This window comes from Nocardioides sp. (assembly GCF_016462705.1).
GTDB lineage: Bacteria > Actinomycetota > Actinomycetes > Propionibacteriales > Nocardioidaceae > Nocardioides.
This window is the reverse complement of the sequence record NZ_JAEMSS010000024.1, coordinates 14742-34653: the sequence shown is the minus strand read 5'-3', so window position 1 is coordinate 34653 and position 19912 is coordinate 14742. Positions and strand designations below refer to the sequence as shown.

The following is a 19912-nucleotide window of genomic DNA, read 5'->3' as shown; positions in this document are numbered from 1 at the left end:
CCTGGCGGACGGCTACGCGACGCAGGCCTACAGCCAGACCCTGACCGTGGACGACCCCGGCCCGGGCACCTGGACCGTGACAACGGCGCTGAGCGGCTTCGCCATCGACGCGACGACCGGCGAGCTCACCGGGACCTCGGCCACGCCGGGGGACCACGAGCTCGTCATCAGGTTCACCCGCTCGGCCGACGGGCTGTTCGACGAGGAGACGTTCGACCTGCGCCTCGACCCCGTCCCTGGCCCGCCCGGCACTCCGGCCGTCACCATCGACGGGGGCGGGGTGCACGCCTGCCGGATCCTGGGCGACTCGACGCTGTGGTGCTGGGGCAACCAGGGCAAGGGTGCCGTCGGCATCGGTCCCGTCGCCCTCCCGGACGTGAAGCGGCTGTCGCCCGAGCAGGTCGGCACCTCCACGTGGCGGCAGGTGTCGGCGGCCACCGAGGCGGTCCAGGCCTTCACCTGCGGCATCCAGGCCGACCACAGCCTGTGGTGCTGGGGCAGCGCCTCCTACGGCCAGCTCGGCCTGGGTGCCTCCGGTTCCCAGCAGGACTCGCCGGCACTGGTCGACGACACCCGGCACTGGGACCAGGTCTCCGCCGGGGAGGCGCACGCGTGCGCCACGACCCTGGGCGGCAAGCTCTTCTGCTGGGGCGGCATCGCCACCGGCAACGCCGGCGGCGCGACCGTCCCCACCGAGGTCGACCCCGGCGGTGCCACCTGGACATCGGTGAGCGCCGGCGGCAGCCACACCTGCGCCATCCGGTCCCCGGGGACGATGTGGTGCTGGGGCTACAACTCGCGCGGCCAGCTCGGCACCGGCGGCCCGACGAGCGGGAGCACCGGCCCGGTCCAGGTGGGCACGGCGACCGACTGGACCAGCCTGAGCGCCGGCGCCGCCCACACCTGTGCGCTGCGCGCGTCCGACCTCTACTGCTGGGGCCGGAACGACGTCGGCGCCGTGGGGAGCGGTACGCCGGGGACCGACGTGACGACCCCGGCACAGGTCTCCGGCAGCTGGGCGACCGTGGCGGCCTCCGGCAGCGGCAACAGCGACCACACCTGCGCGGTGGACAGCGCCGGCCGGCTCTGGTGCTGGGGCTCCGGAGGGGAGGGCAAGCTCGGCAACGGCGGGACGGACGACAAGGCCGTGCCGACGCAGGTCGGCACCGACACCACGTGGGCCTCGGCGACGGCGGGCGGTTCCTTCAGCTGCGCGGTCAAGGTCGACGACACGCAGTGGTGCTGGGGCGGGAACAGCAGCGGCGAGGTCGGGACCGGCTCGTCGGCAGCGACGTTCCCCACCCCGCAGCAGGTGACGTCCTAGCAGCGCCTGAACGCGGGGCTCAACCCAGGCTCGTCCGCAGCTCGCGGACGACCGAGTCGACGACGGCGACCAGGTCGCCGCCGCTCTCATGGGCGACCGCGCGCTGACGCTGGTACGACGCGCCGCGGCGCGGGATGTCGAGCACCGACGCCAGCTCCTCCGCACAGCCGAGCCGCTCCGCGACCGGCTCGAGCCGCGCGACGGTCTCGGCCAGGTCGTCGGTGACCAGCCGCTCGGTGGAGTCGGCGTCGAGGATGACGATGGCGTCGAGCCCGTAGCGGGCGGCGCGCCACTTGTTCTCCTGGACGTGCCACGGCGGCATCGTGGTCAGCGTCTCGCCGTCGGCGAGCCGGGTGTCGAGGTCGACGACGAGGCAGTGCATGAACGCCGTGAGCGCGGCCAGGTCCTCGAACGTCGAGACGCCGTCGCACACCCGGTTCTCCAGCGTCCCCAGCGCCGGCGCCGGGCGCAGGTCCCAGCGGATCTCGTCGAGCTGGTCGATGACGCCGGTCGTGAGGAGGTCGTGGGCGTACGACTCGAACTCGGCCCACGTCGCGAACTCGAACGGCAGCCCCGCCGTCGGCAGCTGCTGGAACATCAGCGCCCGGTTGGACGCGTAGCCGGTGTCCACGCCCGCCCAGATCGGCGACGACGCGGACAACGCCTGGAGGTGCGGGTAGTAGCGCAGCAGCGCCGAGAGCACCGGCATCACACGCTCCTTGTCGGGCATCCCGACGTGCACGTGAACGCCCCAGATCAGCATCTGGCGGCCCCACCACTGGGTCCGGTTGATGAGCTCCTCGTAGCGGTGACCCTCGGTCAGCTCCTGCTGGGTCCACTCGGCGAACGGGTGCGTGCCGGCGCCGAGGAGGTCGATGTCCAGGTCGTCCCCGGCAGGCAGGACGACCTCGAGGGTGCGGCGCAGGTCGGCCATCGCCTCCGGCACGGTGCGGCAGACGCCCGTGACGAGCTCGACGGTGTTCTTCAGCATCTCCTTGTGCAGGCGCTCGGGGTCGGGCAGCCGGGCCTTGGCCCGGGCGAACAGGTGCGCGGCGTCGTTGCGCAGGTCGCGGCTGCGCCGGTCGACCAGGGCCAGCTCCCACTCCACGCCGAGGGTCGGCTCGGCCGAGGCATGGAAGTCGATCCGCACCGGATCAGGCTGTCACAGGCGTAGGGGCACCGCCGCAGCGAGCCGCCCGGCGGCCACCGCCCATCCCTCGGGACCGGCCTCGTCGACCAGCAGCCGGAACAGATCCTGGTCGTCGCTGATCTCCTCGGTCCGGCCCGCCCAGCGGAGCAGGGTGTTGGCCGAGTGGTAGCGGACGAGGTACTCGAGGTCGCGCGCCCCGCGGGCCAGGGCGGCCACCAGCTCCGGGGTCGGCGGGAAGGCCTTGAGCCGGATCGCGGCGTCGATGCGGACGCCCCAGTGGACCGTCGACCCCAGGACGTCCACCACGGGAGCCGACCAGGCAGGGTCTCCGGTGAGGGCGAAGAGGGAGGCGCCGGCCTCGAGCCGGACGCCGGCGGGCGCGGCGGGCAGCGCCTCGCGCAGCATCTCCACGAACCCGGCGCGCTGCGGGTCAGTGAGCGTCAGCTCTCGGGGCGTCTGGGCGGCCAGGGCGTCGCCCTCGGCGATGCCCTCCCGCAGCATCCGGGTGGCCAGCTCCGGCTCGGCGGCGAACCGCTCCCGGAACTCGGCGAAGTCCGGGCCGTCGTGCCACACCAGGTAGGGATCGCCGAACGACTGCTCGCGGTACGCCGCCCAGCCGGTGTCCGGTGCCGAGGACTCGCTCATCCCCGGACGAGCTCGTCGAGCACCTCGAGCCAGCGCTGCGCGGAGCCGTCGAACGGCGCCGCGCGGGCGGTGACCGCGGCCAGCACGCTGTCCCGGGTGACCTCGGCCAGCGTGACGACCTCGCGCGGGTAGCCGAACAGCACCTGGTGCTCGGCGAACTCGTCCTCGTCGTCGACGAACACGGTCCCGTCGAGCTCCTCGACCACGTCGAGGTCGAGGTCGACCGCGCGCACGACCGAGCCGTCCCAGCTCGGGACCGAGGTCATGTCGACGTACGTGCGCTTGTCGCCGCCCGGTCCGTGGAAGGTCGCCAGGAACGCCGCACCGCGCGTGGGCACCAGTCCGACCTGGTGGTTCGCGGGCCGGATCTCCATGCCCGGGCGTGCCATCAGCGTGCCGGCCGTGAAGCCGAGCCAGTCGCCGTGCTCGTCGGAGCCGAGGAAGAGGCCGTCGAACTCCCAGTGCGGCCGGTCACCCCACTTGGTGAGCTCGACGCGGATCGGGTCGCCGGGTTCGCGAGGCACGCGACTGTTCTACCGCGCGGCGGTCACTCGTGGACGGTGACCTTCGGCGGCACGACCTTCTGGGACGCCTTGGCGACGACGTCCTGGTAACGCGAGCCGAGCAGCTTGGCCGCGTGGTGCAGGGCGTGGGCGTCGATGCCGACGAGGACCCGGGCCTTGTTCTTGAGGATGCCGCTCACGATGATCTCGGCGGCCTTCTCCGGCGACATCTTGGCCAGCTTGGTGTCGAACAGCTCCGCGGTGGCGGCCTTGTCCTCCTTGGCCGAGACCCGGGAGTTGCGGGCGATCGCGGTCTTGATGCCTCCGGGGTGGACCGAGGTGACGCCGACCGGGTGGCCGGCGACCAGCATCTCCTCGCGCAGGGCCTCGGACATGCCGCGGACGGCGTACTTGGTGGCGTTGTAGATCGACTGGCCCGGCATCGAGATGAGGCCGAAGAGGGACGACAGGTTGACGACGTGCCCGTCGCCGGAGGCGATCAGGTGCGGCAGGAACTCCTTGGTGCCGTGCAGGACGCCCCACAGGTTGACGCCCATGATCCAGTCGATGTCGTTGTACTCGAGGTCGGTGAAGTCGCCGGTCAGCGAGACGCCGGCGTTGTTGACGATGACGTTGACCCGGCCGAAGTGCTGGACGACGTCGAGGGCGTAGCGCCCCATCGCGTCCCGGTCGGCCACGTCGAGCCGGTCGCTGCGGACCTGGGGGGCGCCGGCCCGCTGGGCCAGGGTGACCGTCTCGGCGAGTCCGGCCTCGTCGACGTCGGACAGCGCGAGGAGGGAACCCCGCCGGGCCAGGTTGACCGCGAGGGCCCGGCCGATCCCCGAGCCGGCCCCGGTGATCACGACGACCTTGTCGGCCAGGGTCCTCATGCGGTGACGTCCTCTCGGGCGTGGACGGGCCGGGCGGCCCGGGACAGGGTGTAGGCCTCGGGGTCGAACGACGCCAGCCGGCGGCGGAAGTCCCAGGTGGAGCGGGGCCAGAGGGTGGTGTTCTTGCCGTGCGCGTCGAGGTACCAGCTGTCGCAGCCGCCGGCGCTCCACACCGTGCGCCTCATCCGGCCCTGCAGGGCGGCGTTGTAGCGGTCGGTCGCGGCCTGGTCGACCTCGACCACGTCGTACCCGCCCGTGCGCATCGTCCTGAGCGCGTCGCGGATGTAGGCGACCTGCGACTCGATCATCAGCACCATGCTCGAGTGGCCGAGGCCGGTGTTGGGCCCGACGATGAAGAACAGGTTGGGGAAGTTCGGGACGGTCGTGCCCTTGTAGGCGGTCATGCCGGAGTCCCGCCACTGCTCGGCGAGCGTCTGGCCGTGTCGCCCGGTGATGTGCTCGGTGATCGGCAGCTCGGTCGTGTAGAAGCCGGTGGCGACCACCAGGACGTCGATCTCGCGCTCGGTGCCGTCGGCGGTGACGATCGAGCTGCCGGTCACCTTGGCGATCGGGTCGGTGACCAGGTCGACGTTGTCGGCGGCCAGCGCCGGGTAGTAGTCGTTGGAGATGAGGACCCGCTTGCACCCGAAGGCGAAGTGCGGCGTGACCTTCTCGCGCAGCGCCGGGTCCTTGATCCCCTTGCGGATGTTGGCCAGCGCCTGCTTCTGGGCCGGTGCGGAGATCCCGGGCCACAGCGTGAACGCCGGGACCGTGGCCTCCTTGGCCAGGTAGACCCCGGTCCGGTAGAGCCGCTGGAGGCCCGGCACGTACCGCAGCGCCCGGCGCTCGAGGTCGCCGTAGGTGCGGTCGTTGCGGGGGATCACCCAGGGCGCCGTGCGCTGGTAGACGTCGAGGTGGGCGACGATCTTCTGGAGCTCGGGGACGACCTGGATCGCGGATGCGCCGGTGCCGATGACCGCGACCCGCTTGCCGGTCAGGTCGACCGAGTGGTCCCACTGGGCGGTGTGGAACAGCGTCCCCTGGAACGTGTCGATGCCGTCGATCTCCGGCAGCCTCGGCTCCGAGAGCCCACCGGCGCCGACGATGACCGTGCGTGCCGACCAGGTGCCTCCGGAGGTGCGGACGGTCCACCGCTGAGCGGTGTCGTCCCAGTCAGCGTCCTCGACGGTGGTGTCGAACACGAAGCGGTCCAGGGTGCCGGACCGCCGCGCGACCCTCTGGATGTAGGCCTGGATCTCCGGCTGCGGGGAGTAGGAGCTCGACCAGTCCGGGTTGCGCGCGAAGGAGAACGAGTAGAGCTGGCTGGGGACGTCGCACGCGGCGCCGGGGTAGGTGTTGTCGCGCCAGGTGCCACCGACGTCGGGGCCGCGCTCGAGCACCACGAAGTCGCGCTCGCCGTCCTCCTGCAGCTTGATGGCGGCGCAGAGGCCGGCGAACCCGGCCCCGATGATCAGGTGGTCGACCCGCTGAGCGGGGGCTGCCTCGGTCATGGCCTGACGGTATTGGCGATATTGAACAAGTGTCAATAAGATGCCGTCCGTGACCGCGACCACACGGACCCGGCTGACCCCGGCGGAGCGCCGTGAGCAGCTGCTCGGCCTGGGGGTCCGTCTGCTCGCGGACCGCTCGCTCGACGAGCTCTCGATCGACCTGCTCGCCGAGGAGGCGGGCATCTCTCGCGGACTGCTCTACCACTACTTCGGCAACAAGACCGCGTTCCACGAGGCCGTCGTCCGGCACGCGGCGGACGACCTGATCGCCCAGACCGCCCCCCCGGCGGGCGGCGAGCCGCTCGACCGGCTCCTCGTCTCCGTGGCGGCGTACGTCGACTACGTGACCGCGAACTTCGAGGGCTACGTCTCCTTGGTCCGGGGCGCCGCGGGCGGCAACGAGACGCTGCGCGGCATCTACGAGGAGGTGCGCGAGGTGCTCTCCGAGCGGATCTTCCTGGAAGACGCCCAGGGAGAGCTGGTCCACGACACCCCCCGCAACCGGCTCGTCGTCCGCGGCTGGGCCGCGATGTGCGAGGAGCTGGTCATCGCCTGGCGGACCGACCCCGGCGAGGTCAGCCGCGACGAGCTGCTGGGCATCATCACCGGAGCGCTCCCGGCCCTGGTGGACGCGGTCGCGCCGCGTCGCTAAACCGTCGGCCCGTCGTTGACCGTGCGCGGGTGGACTCCATGATGGTCTCCTCGGGCCCGCCGGCTCCCACACGGAAGACCCATCGATGACCCCCTCCTCACGCCTGGTCGCCCGCACTCTTTCCCTCGTGGTGGCCGCCGGCGCCCTGACGCTGGTGTCGCCGGCCGCCCACGCCGCGGACCCGGTCGCCGGCGCCCAGACCTCCGGCGACACGCAGTTCCCGCACGTCGGCAACGGCGGCTACGACGTCAGCCACTACGACCTCGACATCGTCTGGACACCTCAGACGATCCCGGTCCTCGCGCCCCAGACGATCGACGCGTCCGCCACGATCACCGCCACGACCACCGGGGCGCCGTTGTCGTCGTTCTCCCTGGACTTCGAGGGGCTCACGGTCGACTCGGTCACCGTCAACGGCACCCCCGCGACGTTCACCCGGTCCCAGGTCCCTGCGGAGACCAGGTTCAAGCTGGTCATCACGCCCACCACTCCGGTGGACGGGGAGTTCACCACGGTCGTCGAGTACTCCGGGACCCCGGTCGCGCACGAGGACGCCGACGGCTCGATGGAGGGCTGGAACGCCACCTCGGACGGCGCGACGTTCGTCAACCAGCCGATCGGCTCGATGACCGGCTTCCCCAACAACAACACGCCGGCCGACAAGGCGACGTACGACTTCAGCATCGACATCCCGTCCACGATCAGCCTCGGTGACAGCGCCGCGGTCGCGAACGGCGAGCTCGTCTCCCACGTCGAGGACGCCGGGCGGACGACCTGGGTCTGGGAGCAGCAGGAGCAGATGGCCAGCGAGCTGGTGATCATCTCCATCGGCCGCTACGACATGACGACCGCCGACATCGCTCTGGCGAGCGGGCGGACCATCCCGGAGTGGACGTTCATCGACCCGACGGCCACCGGTGCCTCTGCCGCCGCCACCGCACGTGGCAACCTCAAGGGCTACCTCGACTTCTTCGAGGCCCGCTACGGCCCCTACCCGGGCAACAGCACCGGCATCGTGGTCGACAGCATCTCGCCGCTCGCGGGGATCAACTACGCGCTGGAGACGCAGGACCGGTCCTTCTTCCCGAACTCCGTCGGCACCGCGACGCTGATCCACGAGGTCATGCACCAGTGGTTCGGCAACAACGTGTCGCCCAAGGTGTGGAACGACCTGTGGCTCGGTGAGGGACCGGCGACCTACGCGGAGGAGCAGTACGTCGACGAGGCCGGCACCGAGGAGCACTTCTACGACGAGTGGGTGGACACCCCGGCCGACGACGCCACGTGGACGACGCCGACGGTGGACGAGGACGACAGCGACCCGACCGACCTCTACGGCTCGCACGTCTACGACCGCGGCGCGATGGCGCTGGAGGCGCTGCGCACCGCCATCGGCGCGCCGACCTTCGCCGGGCTGATGCGGGAGTGGCAGGTCCGGTACGCCGGCCAGAGCCCCGGCACGGCGGCGTTCGTCGCCCTCGCCGAGGAGCTGTCGGGCCGTCAGCTCGACGCGTTCTTCCAGGACTGGATCTACGACGCCGACAAGCCGGCCTGGCCCGGGAGGTTCGACCTTGCACTGGCGTCCACCCCAGCCGGTGGTCCGGTCTCGGCAGGGGCGGGCGTGACCTACCGGCTCTCGGTCACGAACACCGGCCAGGTGCCCCTGGCCGGCACCGTCGTCACCGCCGACCTGACCGACGTCCTCGACGACGCGACCCTCGGCGCCCTGCCCTCCGGTGCGACCCGGGCCGGAGGCACCCTCACGTGGACCGTGCCCAGCACGGCAGTCGGCGCGACCACGGTCGTCCAGGTCCCGGTCACCGTCGCGCCGGGGTCCGGCAACGGCGTGCTCCGGGCGACCACGCGCGCGGCCACCCTCGGCTCGACCTGCACGACCTGTGCCTCCACGCTGGCGGTCAGGGCGGTGCCGGTCAGCCCGGCTCCGCGCCCCGGGATCCGTGGCAGGGCCGAGATCGGCAGGCAGCTGCGGGTCGTGCCCGGCCAGTGGCAGGCGGGCGCGGTGCTGACCTACCAGTGGTTCGCGAACCGCAAGGCCATCCGCGGTGCGACGGGCACCAAGCTCAAGCTGCGGAACCGGTTCGAGGGTCAGCGGATCAAGGTGAAGGTGACCGGCACCCGACCCGGCTACCTGCCGGTGACCCGGGTCAGCAAGCGGACCGCCCGCGTCATCTGATTGGGCGCGGCACCGGCGGCGCCGACGTAGAGTGCGTCGTCGGCACACGGGGAGGGCCTGCCATGGCAACAGCTGGACGAATCGTGACCGCGGTGACCCTGCTGGCCCTGGCGGCCTCGGCGCCCGGCTCGAGCGCGGTGGCGTCGCCCGGGGACAACGGGTTGCTCGCGGTGACGGGGCCCGGGGCAGGCAACCAGAGCCAGTCCTACTCGATGAACCCGGATGGCAGCGGTCTGCGCCGGCTGTTCGCCGGTCAGACGGAGAGCAACTTCAACCCGACCTGGTCGCCCGACGGGCGCTGGTTCGCCTTCAACCGGTTCGAGACCCTCCTCGTGGCGCGCGCCGACGGCTCCGACACCCGGGTGCTCGACTCCGCCCCGGTCTACCGGCCGTCCTGGTCGCCCGACGGCACCCGCCTGGTCTACACGCTGCGGCCCAACGGGGTGACCGGCCAGATCTGGGTGATCAACGCCGACGGGACTGACCGGCACATGATCCACCAGGGACCGAGCGTCGAGGCGCCGAGCTGGTCGCCCCTGGGCGACAAGATCGCCTTCCAGCGTCGCAGGACACCTACCGTGGGCGAGCCGGTGAGCGACACCGACACCGAGGTGTTCGTGATGGACGCCGACGGGAGCAACGTCACCCAGCTGACGACCAACACCGATCCCGATGCGCCCGGGCTGGCCGTGGACGGCGACCCCACCTGGTCGCCCGACGGTTCCCAGATCGTCTTCTACAGCAGCAGGGACGGCAGCTGCGCACCCACGATGCCCTACTGCGAGGGCGACCTCTTCCTCATGAATGCCGACGGGAGCGACGTGACGCGGCTCCCGGGGCCTGGCTTCGAGGGGGACACATCGTGGTCGCCCGACGGTTCCAGCCTCGCCTACGTCACCCTCCCGCGGGTCGGATCGGGTTTCGGTGCCGCGCAGGTGACCACCCGCGACCTGGCGACCGGCGAGACCAGGACGGTCTACGAGGCGAGCGCCCTGGCGGCAACCGTGGACTGGGGCGCCGCCCCGGGCTCGATGCCTCGCGCCGACCTCCGGACGTCCCTGGCCGTTGCGGACGACATGGTGGCGGTGGGCAGCGCGACGTCGTACTCCGCCACCGTCACCAACAGTGGCGACAGTCCCGCGATGCGCAGCGCGCTGACGTTCCGGCTGCCCTCCGGCATCACGATCAGCGGAGTCGACACCGCCGGCTGCGTGGGACAGGACGTCGTCCGCTGCTCGCTGGGGGAACTGCCTCCCGGAGCCAGCCGCACCGTGACGTTGACCGCCGCCGGCGGGGCTCCGGGCGTCCACGAGGTGAGCGCCATGGCCACGTCGACCACCGCCGACCCCGACTTCGCCAACAACCGCCACTCGGCCGTCGCGATCCTCTGCACGTCGCTCGGGACCGCAGCCGACGACACCCTGCGGGGCACGAGTGGTGCCGACGTGCTGTGCGGCGTCGGTGGCGACGACACGTTGCGGGGACGCGGCGGCCGGGACGTCCTCCTCGGCGGATCCGGCCGTGACCGCCTCGACGGGGGCAAGGGTGAGGACGCCGTGTCCTACGCGATCTCGCGGAGGAAGGTCTCGGTCGATCTCGGAGCCCGGCGCGTCGACGGCGAGGGCACGGACCGTCTGAAGGCGGTGGAGAACGCCACCGGCAGCCGGTTCGCCGACGTGCTCACGGGCTCCCCGGCAGCCAACGTCCTCGAAGGCGGGCGCGGGCGCGACCGGATCCTCGGTCTGGGCGGCTCGGACCGGCTCCGAGGGGGCGCGGACACCGACGTGCTGACCCCCGGCACCGGTGACGACGACCTGGACGGGGGCCTCGCCGACGACGTGGTGGACTACGGCGACTCGCCCGTGCGGGTCCTCGCCGATCTCAAGCGCGGTCGAGCCATCGCGCAGGGCTCCGACCGACTCGCGTCGGTCGAGGGCGTCCGCGGCTCGCGCTTCGACGACGAGATCATCGGCTCGATCCTCGGCAACCGGATCGTCGGCGGTGGCGGGGCGGACAGCGTCCGCGGCGCCGGCGGCAACGACCGTGTGAAGGGTGGCGCCGGCGCGGACGAGCTGCTCGGCGGCGACGGCGACGACCGCTTCTCCGGCGGGCCGGGGATCGACAGGTGCACGCAGGACTACGGGCGCGGCAAACGCCGGCAGTGCGAGCGGGCCTGACTCAGTCGCCGACGACCGCCGCGAGCTGGTCGAGGCCCCAGAGCAGGTCCTCCTCGGAGACGACCAGCGGCGGGGCGAGGCGGATCGTCGAGCCGTGGGTGTCCTTGGCGAGGACGCCGCGCTCCATGAGCGCCTCGCAGACCTGGCGGCCCGTGCCGACCGCGGGGTCGATGTCGACCCCGGCCCAGAGCCCGCGCGTGCGGATGCCGACGACGCCGTGGCCGACCATCGCCTCGAGCCGCCGGCGCAGCACCACGCCGAGCTCGGCGGCCCGGGCCTGGAACTCGCCGGTGGCCAGCATGTCGACGACGGTGTGGCCCACCGCGCAGGCCAGCGGGTTGCCGCCGAACGTGCTGCCGTGCTGCCCGGGCTTCAGGACGCCCAGGACGTCGCGGTCCGCGACGACGGCGGAGACGGGCACGATGCCGCCGCCGAGCGCCTTGCCGAGGATGTAGAGGTCGGGGACGACGCCCTCGTGGTCACAGGCGAAGGTCGTGCCGGTGCGGCCGAGGCCGGCCTGGATCTCGTCGGCGGCGAACAGCACGTCACGGGCCGTGCAGAGCTCGCGGACGCCGCGCAGGTAGCCGTCCGGCGGGATGACCACGCCGCCCTCGCCCTGGATCGGCTCGATCAGCACGGCCACGGTGTGCGGCGTGATCGCGCCCTCGAGCGCCGCCAGGTCGCCGTAGGGGACCTGGATGAACCCCGGGGTGAACGGACCGAACCCGCCACGGGCGTCCGGGTCGTCGGAGAACCCGACGATGGTGGTGGTCCGGCCGTGGAAGTTGCCCGAGGCGACGATGATCTCGGCGCGGTCGCTGGGGACGCCCTTGACGTCGTAGCCCCACTTGCGGGTGACCTTGATGGCGGTCTCGACGGCCTCGGCGCCGGTGTTCATCGGCAGCACGAGCTCCTTGCCGCACAGGTCGCCCAGGGCGGCGCAGAACCCGGCGAACTGGTCGTGCACGAACGCCCGGCTGGTGAGCGTCAGGTGGTCGAGCTGGGCGTGCGCCGCGGCCAGCAGCGCCGGGTGGCCGTGCCCGAAGTTGAGGGCGGAGTAGCCCGCCAGGAGGTCCAGGTAGCGACGGCCGTCGACGTCGGTCATCCACGCGCCCTCGGCGTGCGAGACCACGACGTGCAGCGGGTGGTAGTTGTGCGCGGTCCGGGCCTCGGCGGCCTCGAAGGCCAGCTCGCTCATGCCCGCCACTGTGGCCTGGTCGTCCGCGTACGTCGTCATCGGTCCCTCCTCGGAATCGCTCACGCCCAGATTGTCAGACAATCTGGGCGGAGCCAAGTCGAACCGCCACGGTCGTGTCGCCGGGCTGGGAGGTCAGCCGGACGGAGCCCGCGTGCGAGCGCACGATGGCGTCGACGAGGGCCAGCCCGAGCCCGGCGCCGCCGGCCCGGTTGCGGCTCGCGTCGCCGCGGGCGAACCGCTCGAAGGCGTGCGGCGCCAGCGCAGGCGGGAACCCGGGCCCGTCGTCGTGGACGTCGAACCCGTCCGCGCTCCCGGTGACCGTCACGGTGGTGCCCGGGGGTGTGTGCTTCCGGGCGTTGGTCAGCAGGTTGGTCACCACCTGGTGCAGCCCCTGCTCGTCCCCGGTCACCTCGATCGGCTCGTCGGGCACCACGATCCGCCAGTGGTGCTCGGGTGCCAGGACCCGGGCGTCGTTGACCGCCTCGACGAGCAGCCGGGTCAGGTCCACCGGCTCGCGGCGCATCGGCCGGCCCGCGTCGAGCCGGGCGAGCAGCAGCAGGTCCTCGACCAGGGTCGTCATCCGCCCGGCCTCCTCCTCCACCTTGCCGAGGGCGGTCGCGGTGGTCTCGGCGTCCGGCCGGGTGCGGGCCAGCTCGGTGTAGCCGGCGATCGTCGAGAGCGGCGTCCGCAGCTCGTGCGAGGCGTCCGCCACGAACTGCCGGACCTGCTGCTCACTGCGGTGCCGCGCCTCCAAGGACGTCTCGACGTGGGCGAGCAGGGCGTTCAGCGCCGAGCCGACCTGCCCCACCTCGGTGCGCTCGTCGGTGAGGTGGTCCGGCACCCGTTCCGCGAGGTCGATGTCGCCCTCGGCCAGGGGCAGAGCGGCCACCGCGTGGGCGGTCGCGGCCACCTCGCGGAGCGGCCGTAGCTGACGGCGTACCAGCAGCAGGCCGCCGCCCGCGGCCAGCAGCGCCCCGACCCCGATGAGCAGCGCCTCCCAGCCGATGAGCGAGGTGATGGCGTCCTCGATCTGCTCGGTGGGCAGCCCGGTGACCTCGGTGCCGACCGCGCGCTCGACCGCGATCACCCGGTAGCTGCCGAGACCGGTGAGGTCCACCTCGTGCACCTGCCCGTCGACCGGCACGTCGGCCAGCTCGTCGAGCACCTCGGTGCTCAGGGCGTCGTCCTCGTCGTACCCGCCGATGATGACGCCGGACGCCGTCGTCCCGTCGAAGAGCGCCCGGATCGTCTGCGGCCCGCCCTGTCGCTGCGGCCCGACGGCTCCTGGCGGCAGGCCCGGACCGGGGCCGTCCTCGTCCTCGTCCCCGGCGCCGACCACCGGACGGCCGGTGCCCGCCGCGGCCCGCAGGTCCTCGTCGAGCTGGCTGGTCAGCTGCGCGTTGAGGGCCGCGGTGGCCGCGGCGCCGATGAGGACGGCGACCAGCACCACCAGCGCGACCGTCGTCACGACCAGCCGCGAGGTGAGGGACGCGGGCCTCCTCAGCACCCGGTCACCCGGCCGGTTTCAGCACGTAGCCGGCGCCGCGCATGGTGTGGATCATCGGCTCCCGGCCGGCGTCGACCTTCTTGCGCAGGTAGGAGATGTAGAGCTCGACGACGTTGGCCTGGCCGCCGAAGTCGTAGTTCCAGACCCGGTCGAGGATCTGGGCCTTGCTCAGCACCCTCCGAGGGTTCCGCATCAGGAAGCGCAGCAGCTCGAACTCGGTGGCGGTGAGCGAGATCTGCTCGCCGCTGCGGGACACCTCGTGGCTGTCCTCGTCGAGCTCGAGGTCGCCGACGACGAGCACCGAGCTGGACTGGGCCCGCTGCGCCCCCGCCCGGCGCATGAGGGCCCGCAGCCGGGCCACCAGCTCCTCGAGCGAGAACGGCTTGGTGACGTAGTCGTCGCCCCCGGCCGTCAGCCCGGCGATCCGGTCCTCGACAGCGTCCTTGGCGGTGAGGAACACGACGGGTACGTCGGGCTGCGTGCCGCGCATCCGGCGGAGGACCTCCATCCCGTCGATGTCGGGCAGCATCATGTCGAGCACCACCGCGTCCGGCCGCACGTCCTTGGCGGCGTTGACCGCCGCCGTGCCGGTGTGGGCGGTGCTGACCTCCCACCCCTCGTAGCGCAGCGCCATGCCGATGAGCTCGACGATGTTGACCTCGTCGTCGGCGACGAGGACGCGCAGGGGAGACCCGTCGGGCCGGGTCAGCTGGAGGGTCTCGGTGCTGCTCATGACCACCACTCTGCGGTCGCTCGCTGTGGGTTTCCTGTGAACAGGCTTTCCTGGACCTGCGCACAGCGTCCGCACAGGTCGGGGGAGGACGGTGTCGTCATGAGCGAGCACGACGAGGAACAGCAGGCCGTGGCACCCCCGCCGCCCACCCGGGCGGGCTGGCGCGAGCGCGGCTACGGGATCAAGGGCGTCGCCGCGGTGGCGGTGGCCGGACTGGTCATCGGCGGAGGGGCCGGCGCCGCCATCCACGCCGCGACGGCCGACGACGGCGGGCGCGACGGGCGTCCGGGCTTCAGCAGGGACGGAGGCCGCGGTGACGGGTTCGGCGGGCCGGGAGGCGGGCCACCGGGCCAGGGCCAGGGCCAGATGCCGCAGCCGCCCGGCGGGATGCCCGCCGGGCCGCCGGGGTTGCCCCCGCAGCCGGCGACGCCACCCGACGACGAGGTCACCCCGGACGGGTCAGGTGACACCACCGGGTCGGGTGACCAGGACCTGACCTGAGGGCGTCGGGAACGCCAGGCGGATCGACGTCCCGAGGCCCAGCCCGCTCCGGGCGGTCGCGGTGCCGCCGTGTGCCTCCACGATCTGACGGACGATGGCCAGCCCGAGGCCGCTGCCTCCCGTGGCGCGGCTGCGGGACGGATCGACCCGCCGGAACCGCTCGAACACCCGGGACAGCTCGTCGTCCGGGATCCCCTCGCCGTCGTCGACGACCTCGACGAGCCCGTCGGCGGCGCGCAGCGTCACCCGACCCCCGGGCGGCGTGTGCCGCAGCGCGTTGGCCACCAGGTTGGCGACCGCCTGACGCAAGCGGACCGGGTCAGCCTGGACCCACGCCCCGGGCGCGCAGTCCGTCAGGAGGTCGATCCCGGCCCGGGCCGCGGCGGCGCCGAACGACGAGGCGACCTGGTCGAGGAACACCGCGAGCTCGACGGCCTCCGGCTCGAGCCGGAGCTCGCCTGCGTCGGCGAGGGCCAGGTCGTGCAGGTCGTCGACGAGCCGCTGCAGGTGCAGGCTCTCCTCGTGCAGGCTGGCGATCAGCTCCTGGTCCGCAGGGACGACGCCGTCCCTGGCGGCCTCGACCCAGCCACGCACGTTCGCCAGCGGCGTCCGGAGCTCGTGCGAGACGTCGCTGACCATCTGCCGACGGGCCTCCTCGAGCTGCTCGCGACGGTCGGCCATCCGGTTGAACGCGCGGCCCAGCTCGCCGATCTCGTCGCGGCGACGCTCGGGCACCCGCGCGGCGAGATCCCCCTCGCCGGCCCGGAGCGCGGTCGCCGCCATCCGGCGCAGCGGTCGGACGATGGTCGCCGCGAGCATCGCGCAGAGGACGAGCGTCACGAGCAGCACGCCGCCGGCGAGCAGCGCGATCCGCCGCTGGTTGGGGCCCGAGAGGTCCCAGAACACCTCGGCCTGTGAGCCCTCGCCGGTCATGTGCAGCAGTGCCGGCGGCGCGACGTACGGCGCCAAGGCGGCGCGCAGCGCGTCGTCGAGGCACCCCGTCACCACCCGGCGGGCCTCGCCGCCCGGCACGACGACGCTGAGGTTCTCCAGCAACGTGACCTGGGAGGGCGCCCCGGCCTCACGAAGACAGGCGCGCACCGCCCGCTGCAGCGCCTGGAAGGCCGATCGGTCGGCGGTCGTGAACGGTCCGTCGATCCGCGGGTCCAGCGCCAGGGTCGGCGTGACGATGACCCTGGCGCACTCCGAGGGTCCGATCTCGCCGCCGCAGTCAGTCGGACCCGTGACCGGCTCTGGCTCCTGCTGAGGAGCGATGAGCAGGGCGGTGTCGACGTCGAGCGCGTCGAGCCGGGCGCGTGCCTTCCCCGGCGCGTGCGGCTCGGTGGACCCGTCCGAGCTGAGGATGACCTGGCCGGCGGTGTCGGTCAGCGTCACGGGGCCGTCGTGCTGGCGCCCGAGCCGGCGCACCAGGGACTGGGCGCCGCTCCACGAGCGGTGCGTCGCGGCGTACTCCACCAGGGCGTCGTAGATCTTCGCGTCGGCGTGGAACGACTCCTGCTGCTCCTCCTGCACGGCGACGGTCGTGGCGCGCACGGTGGCCCACGTCGCGGCCGCCACGGCGAGCAGGGCGACCACCGCACCCAGCGCGAACAACCGCACCGACAGGCTGCGGTGCCAGGGGACCCGCGCGGCGCGGGTCACCGCTGGATCGCGAACGCGTAGCCAACGCCGTAGACGGTGCGGATCAGTGCGGGGTCGAGCTTCTTGCGCAGGTTGGCGACGTGGACGTCCACCGTCCGGCGGGACACGAAGTCCTCGGCACCGTGCAGGTGCCGGAGCAGCTGGTCCCGGCTGAACACCCGGCCCGGCTCGGACACGAGGATGTCGAGGAGTGCGAACTCGCCGGGGGTGCAGTCGACCGGCACGTCCCGGAACGACACCTCGTGGCTGGCCGGTGCCACGGTCAGGTCGCCCACCGTGACCGCAGGGCGGGCAGCCTCGGTGCCGGTCGCCCCGCTCCGGCGCAGCAGTGCGCGCCCCCTGGCCATCAGCTCGCGGGGGCTGTAGGGCTTCGTCAGGTAGTCGTCCGCGCCGAGGTCCAGGCCCCGGAGGAGGTCGTCCTCGCCGACCCGCGCGGTCAGCATGAGGATCGGCAGGTGGCCGGTCTCCGGGGCCGCCCTCAGCACCCGGCAGACGTCGTGCCCGTCGAGCGCCGGCATCATCACGTCGAGGATGAGCAGGTCGGGGACCCGCTGCCGGATCGCCTCCAGGGCCTGGCTGCCGTCGGGTACGACCGTCACGGAGTGTCCCTCCGCGACGGCGTACCGACGGATCAGCTCGGCCTGCTTGGGATCGTCCTCGGCCACCAGGATGCGTGCCATTGCCGCGAGTCTAGGAACGTGTCCCCGACCCGGGGCCCGCGTTCAGTCGGCGAAGCTCGCGAGCAGGCACTCGTCCTCGATCCGGGCGTTGTCCTCGGGCACGTCGTGGCCGGCGAGGTAGGTCCAGCTGATGTTGCGGTCGTTCAGCAGCCGCACCCAGATGCCGTTGCTGCGCAGGCAGGCGACGTACGACGCCGCGTCGGCCGCGAAGTCGGGGTTGGTGGCGGCCTCCAGGGACGGCGGGTAGACCGGCAGCAGGTCAGCACACGCGCGCTCGATCCGGGCCGGGACGGGGTCGGCGATGGCGACGCCGCGGGCCTGGTTGTAGCCCACGTCCGGGACGGGGCGCTCGTCCTCGACGGTCGGGGCGCCCTCGTCGAGGAGACAGGCCGTGTAGGCCTCGAAGAGGGCGGTGCGCCGCGCGCTGCCGTGGCTCAGGACGTCCTCGACGCGCAGCACCGGCGGGCCGGTCTCGGCCTGCGGCGTCGCGGTCTCGGCCGGTACGACGGTGGGGGCGACGGCCTGAACGGCGACGGCCTGGACGGCGACGGGGGTGGTCCTGGCCGGAACGGCGCTGGCGCCGGAGCTGAGCACGCTCCAGGCCAGCGGCGTCGCGACGACGGTGGCGGCGAGGGTGGCGGACAGGGCTGCGGTTCGTGGCTTCATGGCAGTGACCCTGACCGGCGAATGTCAGGAACCTGTCAGGGTCCGGTGGTCCTCCGGTCAGGCTCCGGCGATGTCCCGGACCGCCAGCGAGGCGAAGACCATCGCCGAGCCCAGGGGTGCGCCGGGCCCGGGGTAGACCGACCCGAACACGGACGCCGCGGTGTTGCCGCACGCGTAGAGGCCCGGGATGGCGGACCCGTCCTCGCGCAGCACCCGGCCGGCCGCGTCCGTGACCAGCCCACCCTTGGTGCCGAGGTCGGACAGCACGAACCGGGCGGCGTAGAACGGCGCCTGGTCGCACGGCGTCAGCGCCTTGTTGGGGCCGGTGCCGCCGGCGAAGAACGTGTCGTACTCGTCCTCGCCGCGGCCGAAGTCCTCGTCCACCCCCGACTCGGCGAAGGCGTTGAACCGGGCGACGGTCTCGGTCAGGACGTCGGCGGGCAGGCCGGTCGCGGCGGCAAGCTCCTCGACGGTCTCGGCCGTGACCCAGGTGCCGGCCTCGAGGTGCGCGGCCGGGTCGCCCTCGGGCATGGCGATCGCGGGCAGCCGGCCGCCCTCGCGGCTGTCGAAGACGAACCACGACGGGATCCGCTCAGGGGCCTGGGCCATGATCCGGCCGAACCGGTCGTAGGGCAGGCACTCGTTGGCGTAGCGGCGTCCGGTCTGGTCGACCATCAGGCCGCTGCGGAACCCGAGCGTGAAGGACCCGCCCCCGTCCGGCTGCTCGAGGCCGGGGCAGAACCAGCCGAGCGCGTGGAAGTCGGTCGCCGCGCCCAAGGCCATCGCCGCGGTCAGCGGCTCGCCGGTGTTGGTCGCGTGCGGCGCCATCGTCCAGGCGACGTCGCCGGGCACGTCGTGCTCGGCCCGCATCGCCGCGTTGCCCTCGAACCCGCCGGAGCCGAGGACCACGCCGCGCGCGGCGTCGATCTCGATCGGGCCCTCGGGGGACATCACGGCGACGCCGACGACCCGGCCGCTGTCGTCGGACGCGAGACCGGTCACCGGCAGGTTGGTGCGCAGCTCGCCGCCCTCCCGGACGAAGATCGCGGCCAGCCGCGCGATCAGCGACTGACCTCCGCTCAGCGTGTTGCGGCCGCCCTCGCCGGCGCGGTCCCGCTCGACGGGGGGCCGGACGAGCTCCGCGACCTCGGGCGGCAGGTCGGCGCGCTTGACGTTGGTCGGCTGGATGGAGCGCCCCATCGGCACCCGGCCGGGGGCGTCGTAGTACTCCGAGAACGGAAGCCACTCGAAGTCGAGGCCAGGGTCCGACTCCAGCTCCGCCACCAGCTCCGGGGAGTGGGTGAGGAAGGCCTCGACCTTCCCAGCGTTGAACCCAGCGTCCGGGTCCTCGAGGATCGCGGCGAGGTAGTCGCGAGCGCCCTGGGTCGAGTCGGGGATCCCGGCGCGCTGCTGCACCTGGCTGCCCGGCAGCCAGCACGCGCCGCCCGAGTAGGCCGAGGTGCCGCCCAGGTACGCCGTCTTCTCGATGACCACCGTGCGCAGGCCGGCCTTCGCGGCCAGCACCGCCGCGGTCATCGCCCCGCCGCCGGACCCGACCACCACCACGTCGTACTGCTGCTCCGTCACCGGGCGATGGTCGCAACTAGAACGTGTTCTAGCAAGCGGTCAGCGGGCGACCAGCCACACCACCAGCCACACGAGGCCGGTGACCCAGAGCCCGACCGACACCAGGCGCCACCACCCGCCGCCGCTCCACGCCAGCATCGCCAGGCCGGCCACCAGGGACAGCGGCAGACCGATCTCCCACGGGACGCCGAGCCACGACACGACGAAGAGCCAGCCGAACAGGGCGAGGATCGCCATGCCGACGGCGACCGCGAAGAGCATCTTGATGGGCGTCAGCACGCCCAGCTCGCCCGTGGATCCTTGCTCCTCGCTCATCTCGTTCGCCTTCGGGT

17 protein-coding genes and 1 pseudogene are annotated in these 19912 nt (G+C 72.8%); 5 read left to right on the top strand and 13 right to left on the bottom strand.

Annotation, left to right across the window (positions count from 1 at the left end; translation table 11 throughout):
- A pseudogene (locus JHD21_RS05085) lies at positions 1-1324 on the top strand (hypothetical protein); the annotation flags it as partial.
- 19 nt (positions 1325-1343) lie between these two features.
- On the opposite strand, the gene JHD21_RS05080 reads toward JHD21_RS05085, so the two are convergent.
- The 5 genes from JHD21_RS05080 to JHD21_RS05060 are packed head-to-tail and all read right to left on the bottom strand — an operon-like array spanning position 1344 to position 6023.
- On the bottom strand, positions 1344-2474 hold the full coding sequence (locus JHD21_RS05080) for a glutamate--cysteine ligase (protein WP_292672166.1): 1131 nt from the start codon (positions 2472-2474) through the stop codon (positions 1344-1346).
- 12 nt (positions 2475-2486) lie between these two features.
- A complete protein-coding gene (locus JHD21_RS05075; protein WP_292672164.1) occupies positions 2487-3119 on the bottom strand; it encodes a hypothetical protein in 633 nt (210 codons plus the stop codon).
- Positions 3116-3643: a DUF402 domain-containing protein gene (locus JHD21_RS05070; RefSeq protein ID WP_292672162.1), complete on the bottom strand. Its 528-nt coding sequence runs from the start codon at positions 3641-3643 to the stop codon at positions 3116-3118. Before JHD21_RS05070 ends, JHD21_RS05075 begins: the two co-directional genes overlap by 4 nt.
- A 23-nt stretch (positions 3644-3666) precedes the next feature.
- Entirely contained in the window at positions 3667-4512 is an 846-nt protein-coding gene (locus JHD21_RS05065; RefSeq protein ID WP_292672160.1) for an SDR family NAD(P)-dependent oxidoreductase, read from the bottom strand.
- A complete protein-coding gene (locus JHD21_RS05060) occupies positions 4509-6023 on the bottom strand; it encodes an NAD(P)/FAD-dependent oxidoreductase (protein WP_292672158.1) in 1515 nt (504 codons plus the stop codon). Before JHD21_RS05060 ends, JHD21_RS05065 begins: the two co-directional genes overlap by 4 nt.
- 40 nt (positions 6024-6063) lie before the next feature.
- Between JHD21_RS05060 and JHD21_RS05055 the strand changes: the two genes are divergently transcribed.
- From JHD21_RS05055 to JHD21_RS05045, 3 genes are all read left to right on the top strand, one after another.
- Positions 6064-6675, top strand: a complete 612-nt coding sequence (locus JHD21_RS05055; protein ID WP_292672156.1) for a TetR/AcrR family transcriptional regulator — start codon at positions 6064-6066, stop codon at positions 6673-6675.
- An 85-nt stretch (positions 6676-6760) separates the two neighbouring features.
- Entirely contained in the window at positions 6761-8869 is a 2109-nt protein-coding gene (locus JHD21_RS05050; protein WP_292672154.1) for a M1 family aminopeptidase, read from the top strand.
- Positions 8870-8952: 83 nt separating this feature from the next.
- Positions 8953-11046 (top strand): hypothetical protein, encoded by a 2094-nt coding sequence (locus JHD21_RS05045; RefSeq protein ID WP_292672153.1) that lies wholly within the window; start codon positions 8953-8955, stop codon positions 11044-11046.
- A 1-nt stretch (position 11047) separates the two neighbouring features.
- On the opposite strand, the gene rocD is transcribed toward JHD21_RS05045, so the two are convergent.
- From rocD to JHD21_RS05030, 3 genes are all read right to left on the bottom strand, one after another.
- Positions 11048-12244: an ornithine--oxo-acid transaminase gene (gene rocD, locus JHD21_RS05040; protein WP_292672169.1), complete on the bottom strand. Its 1197-nt coding sequence runs from the start codon at positions 12242-12244 to the stop codon at positions 11048-11050.
- 73 nt (positions 12245-12317) lie between these two features.
- A complete protein-coding gene (locus tag JHD21_RS05035; RefSeq protein ID WP_292672151.1) occupies positions 12318-13751 on the bottom strand; it encodes a HAMP domain-containing sensor histidine kinase in 1434 nt (477 codons plus the stop codon).
- Positions 13752-13755: 4 nt separating this feature from the next.
- Positions 13756-14484 (bottom strand): response regulator transcription factor, encoded by a 729-nt coding sequence (locus JHD21_RS05030; RefSeq protein ID WP_292672149.1) that lies wholly within the window; start codon positions 14482-14484, stop codon positions 13756-13758.
- Between the two features lie 99 nt (positions 14485-14583).
- Between JHD21_RS05030 and JHD21_RS05025 the strand changes: the two genes are divergently transcribed.
- On the top strand, positions 14584-14985 hold the full coding sequence (locus tag JHD21_RS05025) for a hypothetical protein (RefSeq protein WP_292672147.1): 402 nt from the start codon (positions 14584-14586) through the stop codon (positions 14983-14985).
- On the opposite strand, the gene JHD21_RS05020 is transcribed toward JHD21_RS05025, so the two are convergent.
- The 5 genes from JHD21_RS05020 to JHD21_RS05000 are packed head-to-tail and all read right to left on the bottom strand — an operon-like array spanning position 14944 to position 19895.
- The gene (locus JHD21_RS05020; protein ID WP_292672145.1) at positions 14944-16647 is read right to left on the bottom strand and encodes an ATP-binding protein; all 1704 of its coding nucleotides are present in this window, start codon (positions 16645-16647) and stop codon (positions 14944-14946) included. The two genes, JHD21_RS05025 and JHD21_RS05020, sit on opposite strands and share 42 nt — an antisense overlap.
- Positions 16644-17327: a response regulator transcription factor gene (locus JHD21_RS05015; protein WP_292672143.1), complete on the bottom strand. Its 684-nt coding sequence runs from the start codon at positions 17325-17327 to the stop codon at positions 16644-16646. The genes JHD21_RS05020 and JHD21_RS05015 overlap by 4 nt, the downstream gene beginning before the upstream one ends.
- Before the next feature lie 42 nt (positions 17328-17369).
- Positions 17370-17993, bottom strand: coding sequence for a hypothetical protein (locus JHD21_RS05010; protein ID WP_292672141.1), 624 nt, complete (start codon positions 17991-17993; stop codon positions 17370-17372).
- 57 nt (positions 17994-18050) lie between these two features.
- Positions 18051-19580: an FAD-dependent oxidoreductase gene (locus tag JHD21_RS05005; RefSeq protein WP_292672140.1), complete on the bottom strand. Its 1530-nt coding sequence runs from the start codon at positions 19578-19580 to the stop codon at positions 18051-18053.
- 39 nt (positions 19581-19619) lie between these two features.
- Positions 19620-19895, bottom strand: coding sequence for a hypothetical protein (locus JHD21_RS05000; protein WP_292672138.1), 276 nt, complete (start codon positions 19893-19895; stop codon positions 19620-19622).
- Positions 19896-19912 lie beyond the last annotated feature (17 nt).

Coding starts and splice junctions, on each gene's coding strand:
- JHD21_RS05075 (WP_292672164.1), bottom strand. CDS start 3,119: ATGAGCGAGTCCTCGGCACCGGACACCGGCTGGGCGGCGTACCGCGAG.
- JHD21_RS05065 (WP_292672160.1), bottom strand. CDS start 4,512: ATGAGGACCCTGGCCGACAAGGTCGTCGTGATCACCGGGGCCGGCTCG.
- JHD21_RS05060 (WP_292672158.1), bottom strand. CDS start 6,023: ATGACCGAGGCAGCCCCCGCTCAGCGGGTCGACCACCTGATCATCGGG.
- JHD21_RS05055 (WP_292672156.1), top strand. CDS start 6,064: ATGCCGTCCGTGACCGCGACCACACGGACCCGGCTGACCCCGGCGGAG.
- JHD21_RS05050 (WP_292672154.1), top strand. CDS start 6,761: ATGACCCCCTCCTCACGCCTGGTCGCCCGCACTCTTTCCCTCGTGGTG.
- rocD (WP_292672169.1), bottom strand. CDS start 12,244: ATGAGCGAGCTGGCCTTCGAGGCCGCCGAGGCCCGGACCGCGCACAAC.
- JHD21_RS05030 (WP_292672149.1), bottom strand. CDS start 14,484: ATGAGCAGCACCGAGACCCTCCAGCTGACCCGGCCCGACGGGTCTCCC.
- JHD21_RS05025 (WP_292672147.1), top strand. CDS start 14,584: ATGAGCGAGCACGACGAGGAACAGCAGGCCGTGGCACCCCCGCCGCCC.
- JHD21_RS05015 (WP_292672143.1), bottom strand. CDS start 17,327: ATGGCACGCATCCTGGTGGCCGAGGACGATCCCAAGCAGGCCGAGCTG.
- JHD21_RS05010 (WP_292672141.1), bottom strand. CDS start 17,993: ATGAAGCCACGAACCGCAGCCCTGTCCGCCACCCTCGCCGCCACCGTC.
- JHD21_RS05000 (WP_292672138.1), bottom strand. CDS start 19,895: ATGAGCGAGGAGCAAGGATCCACGGGCGAGCTGGGCGTGCTGACGCCC.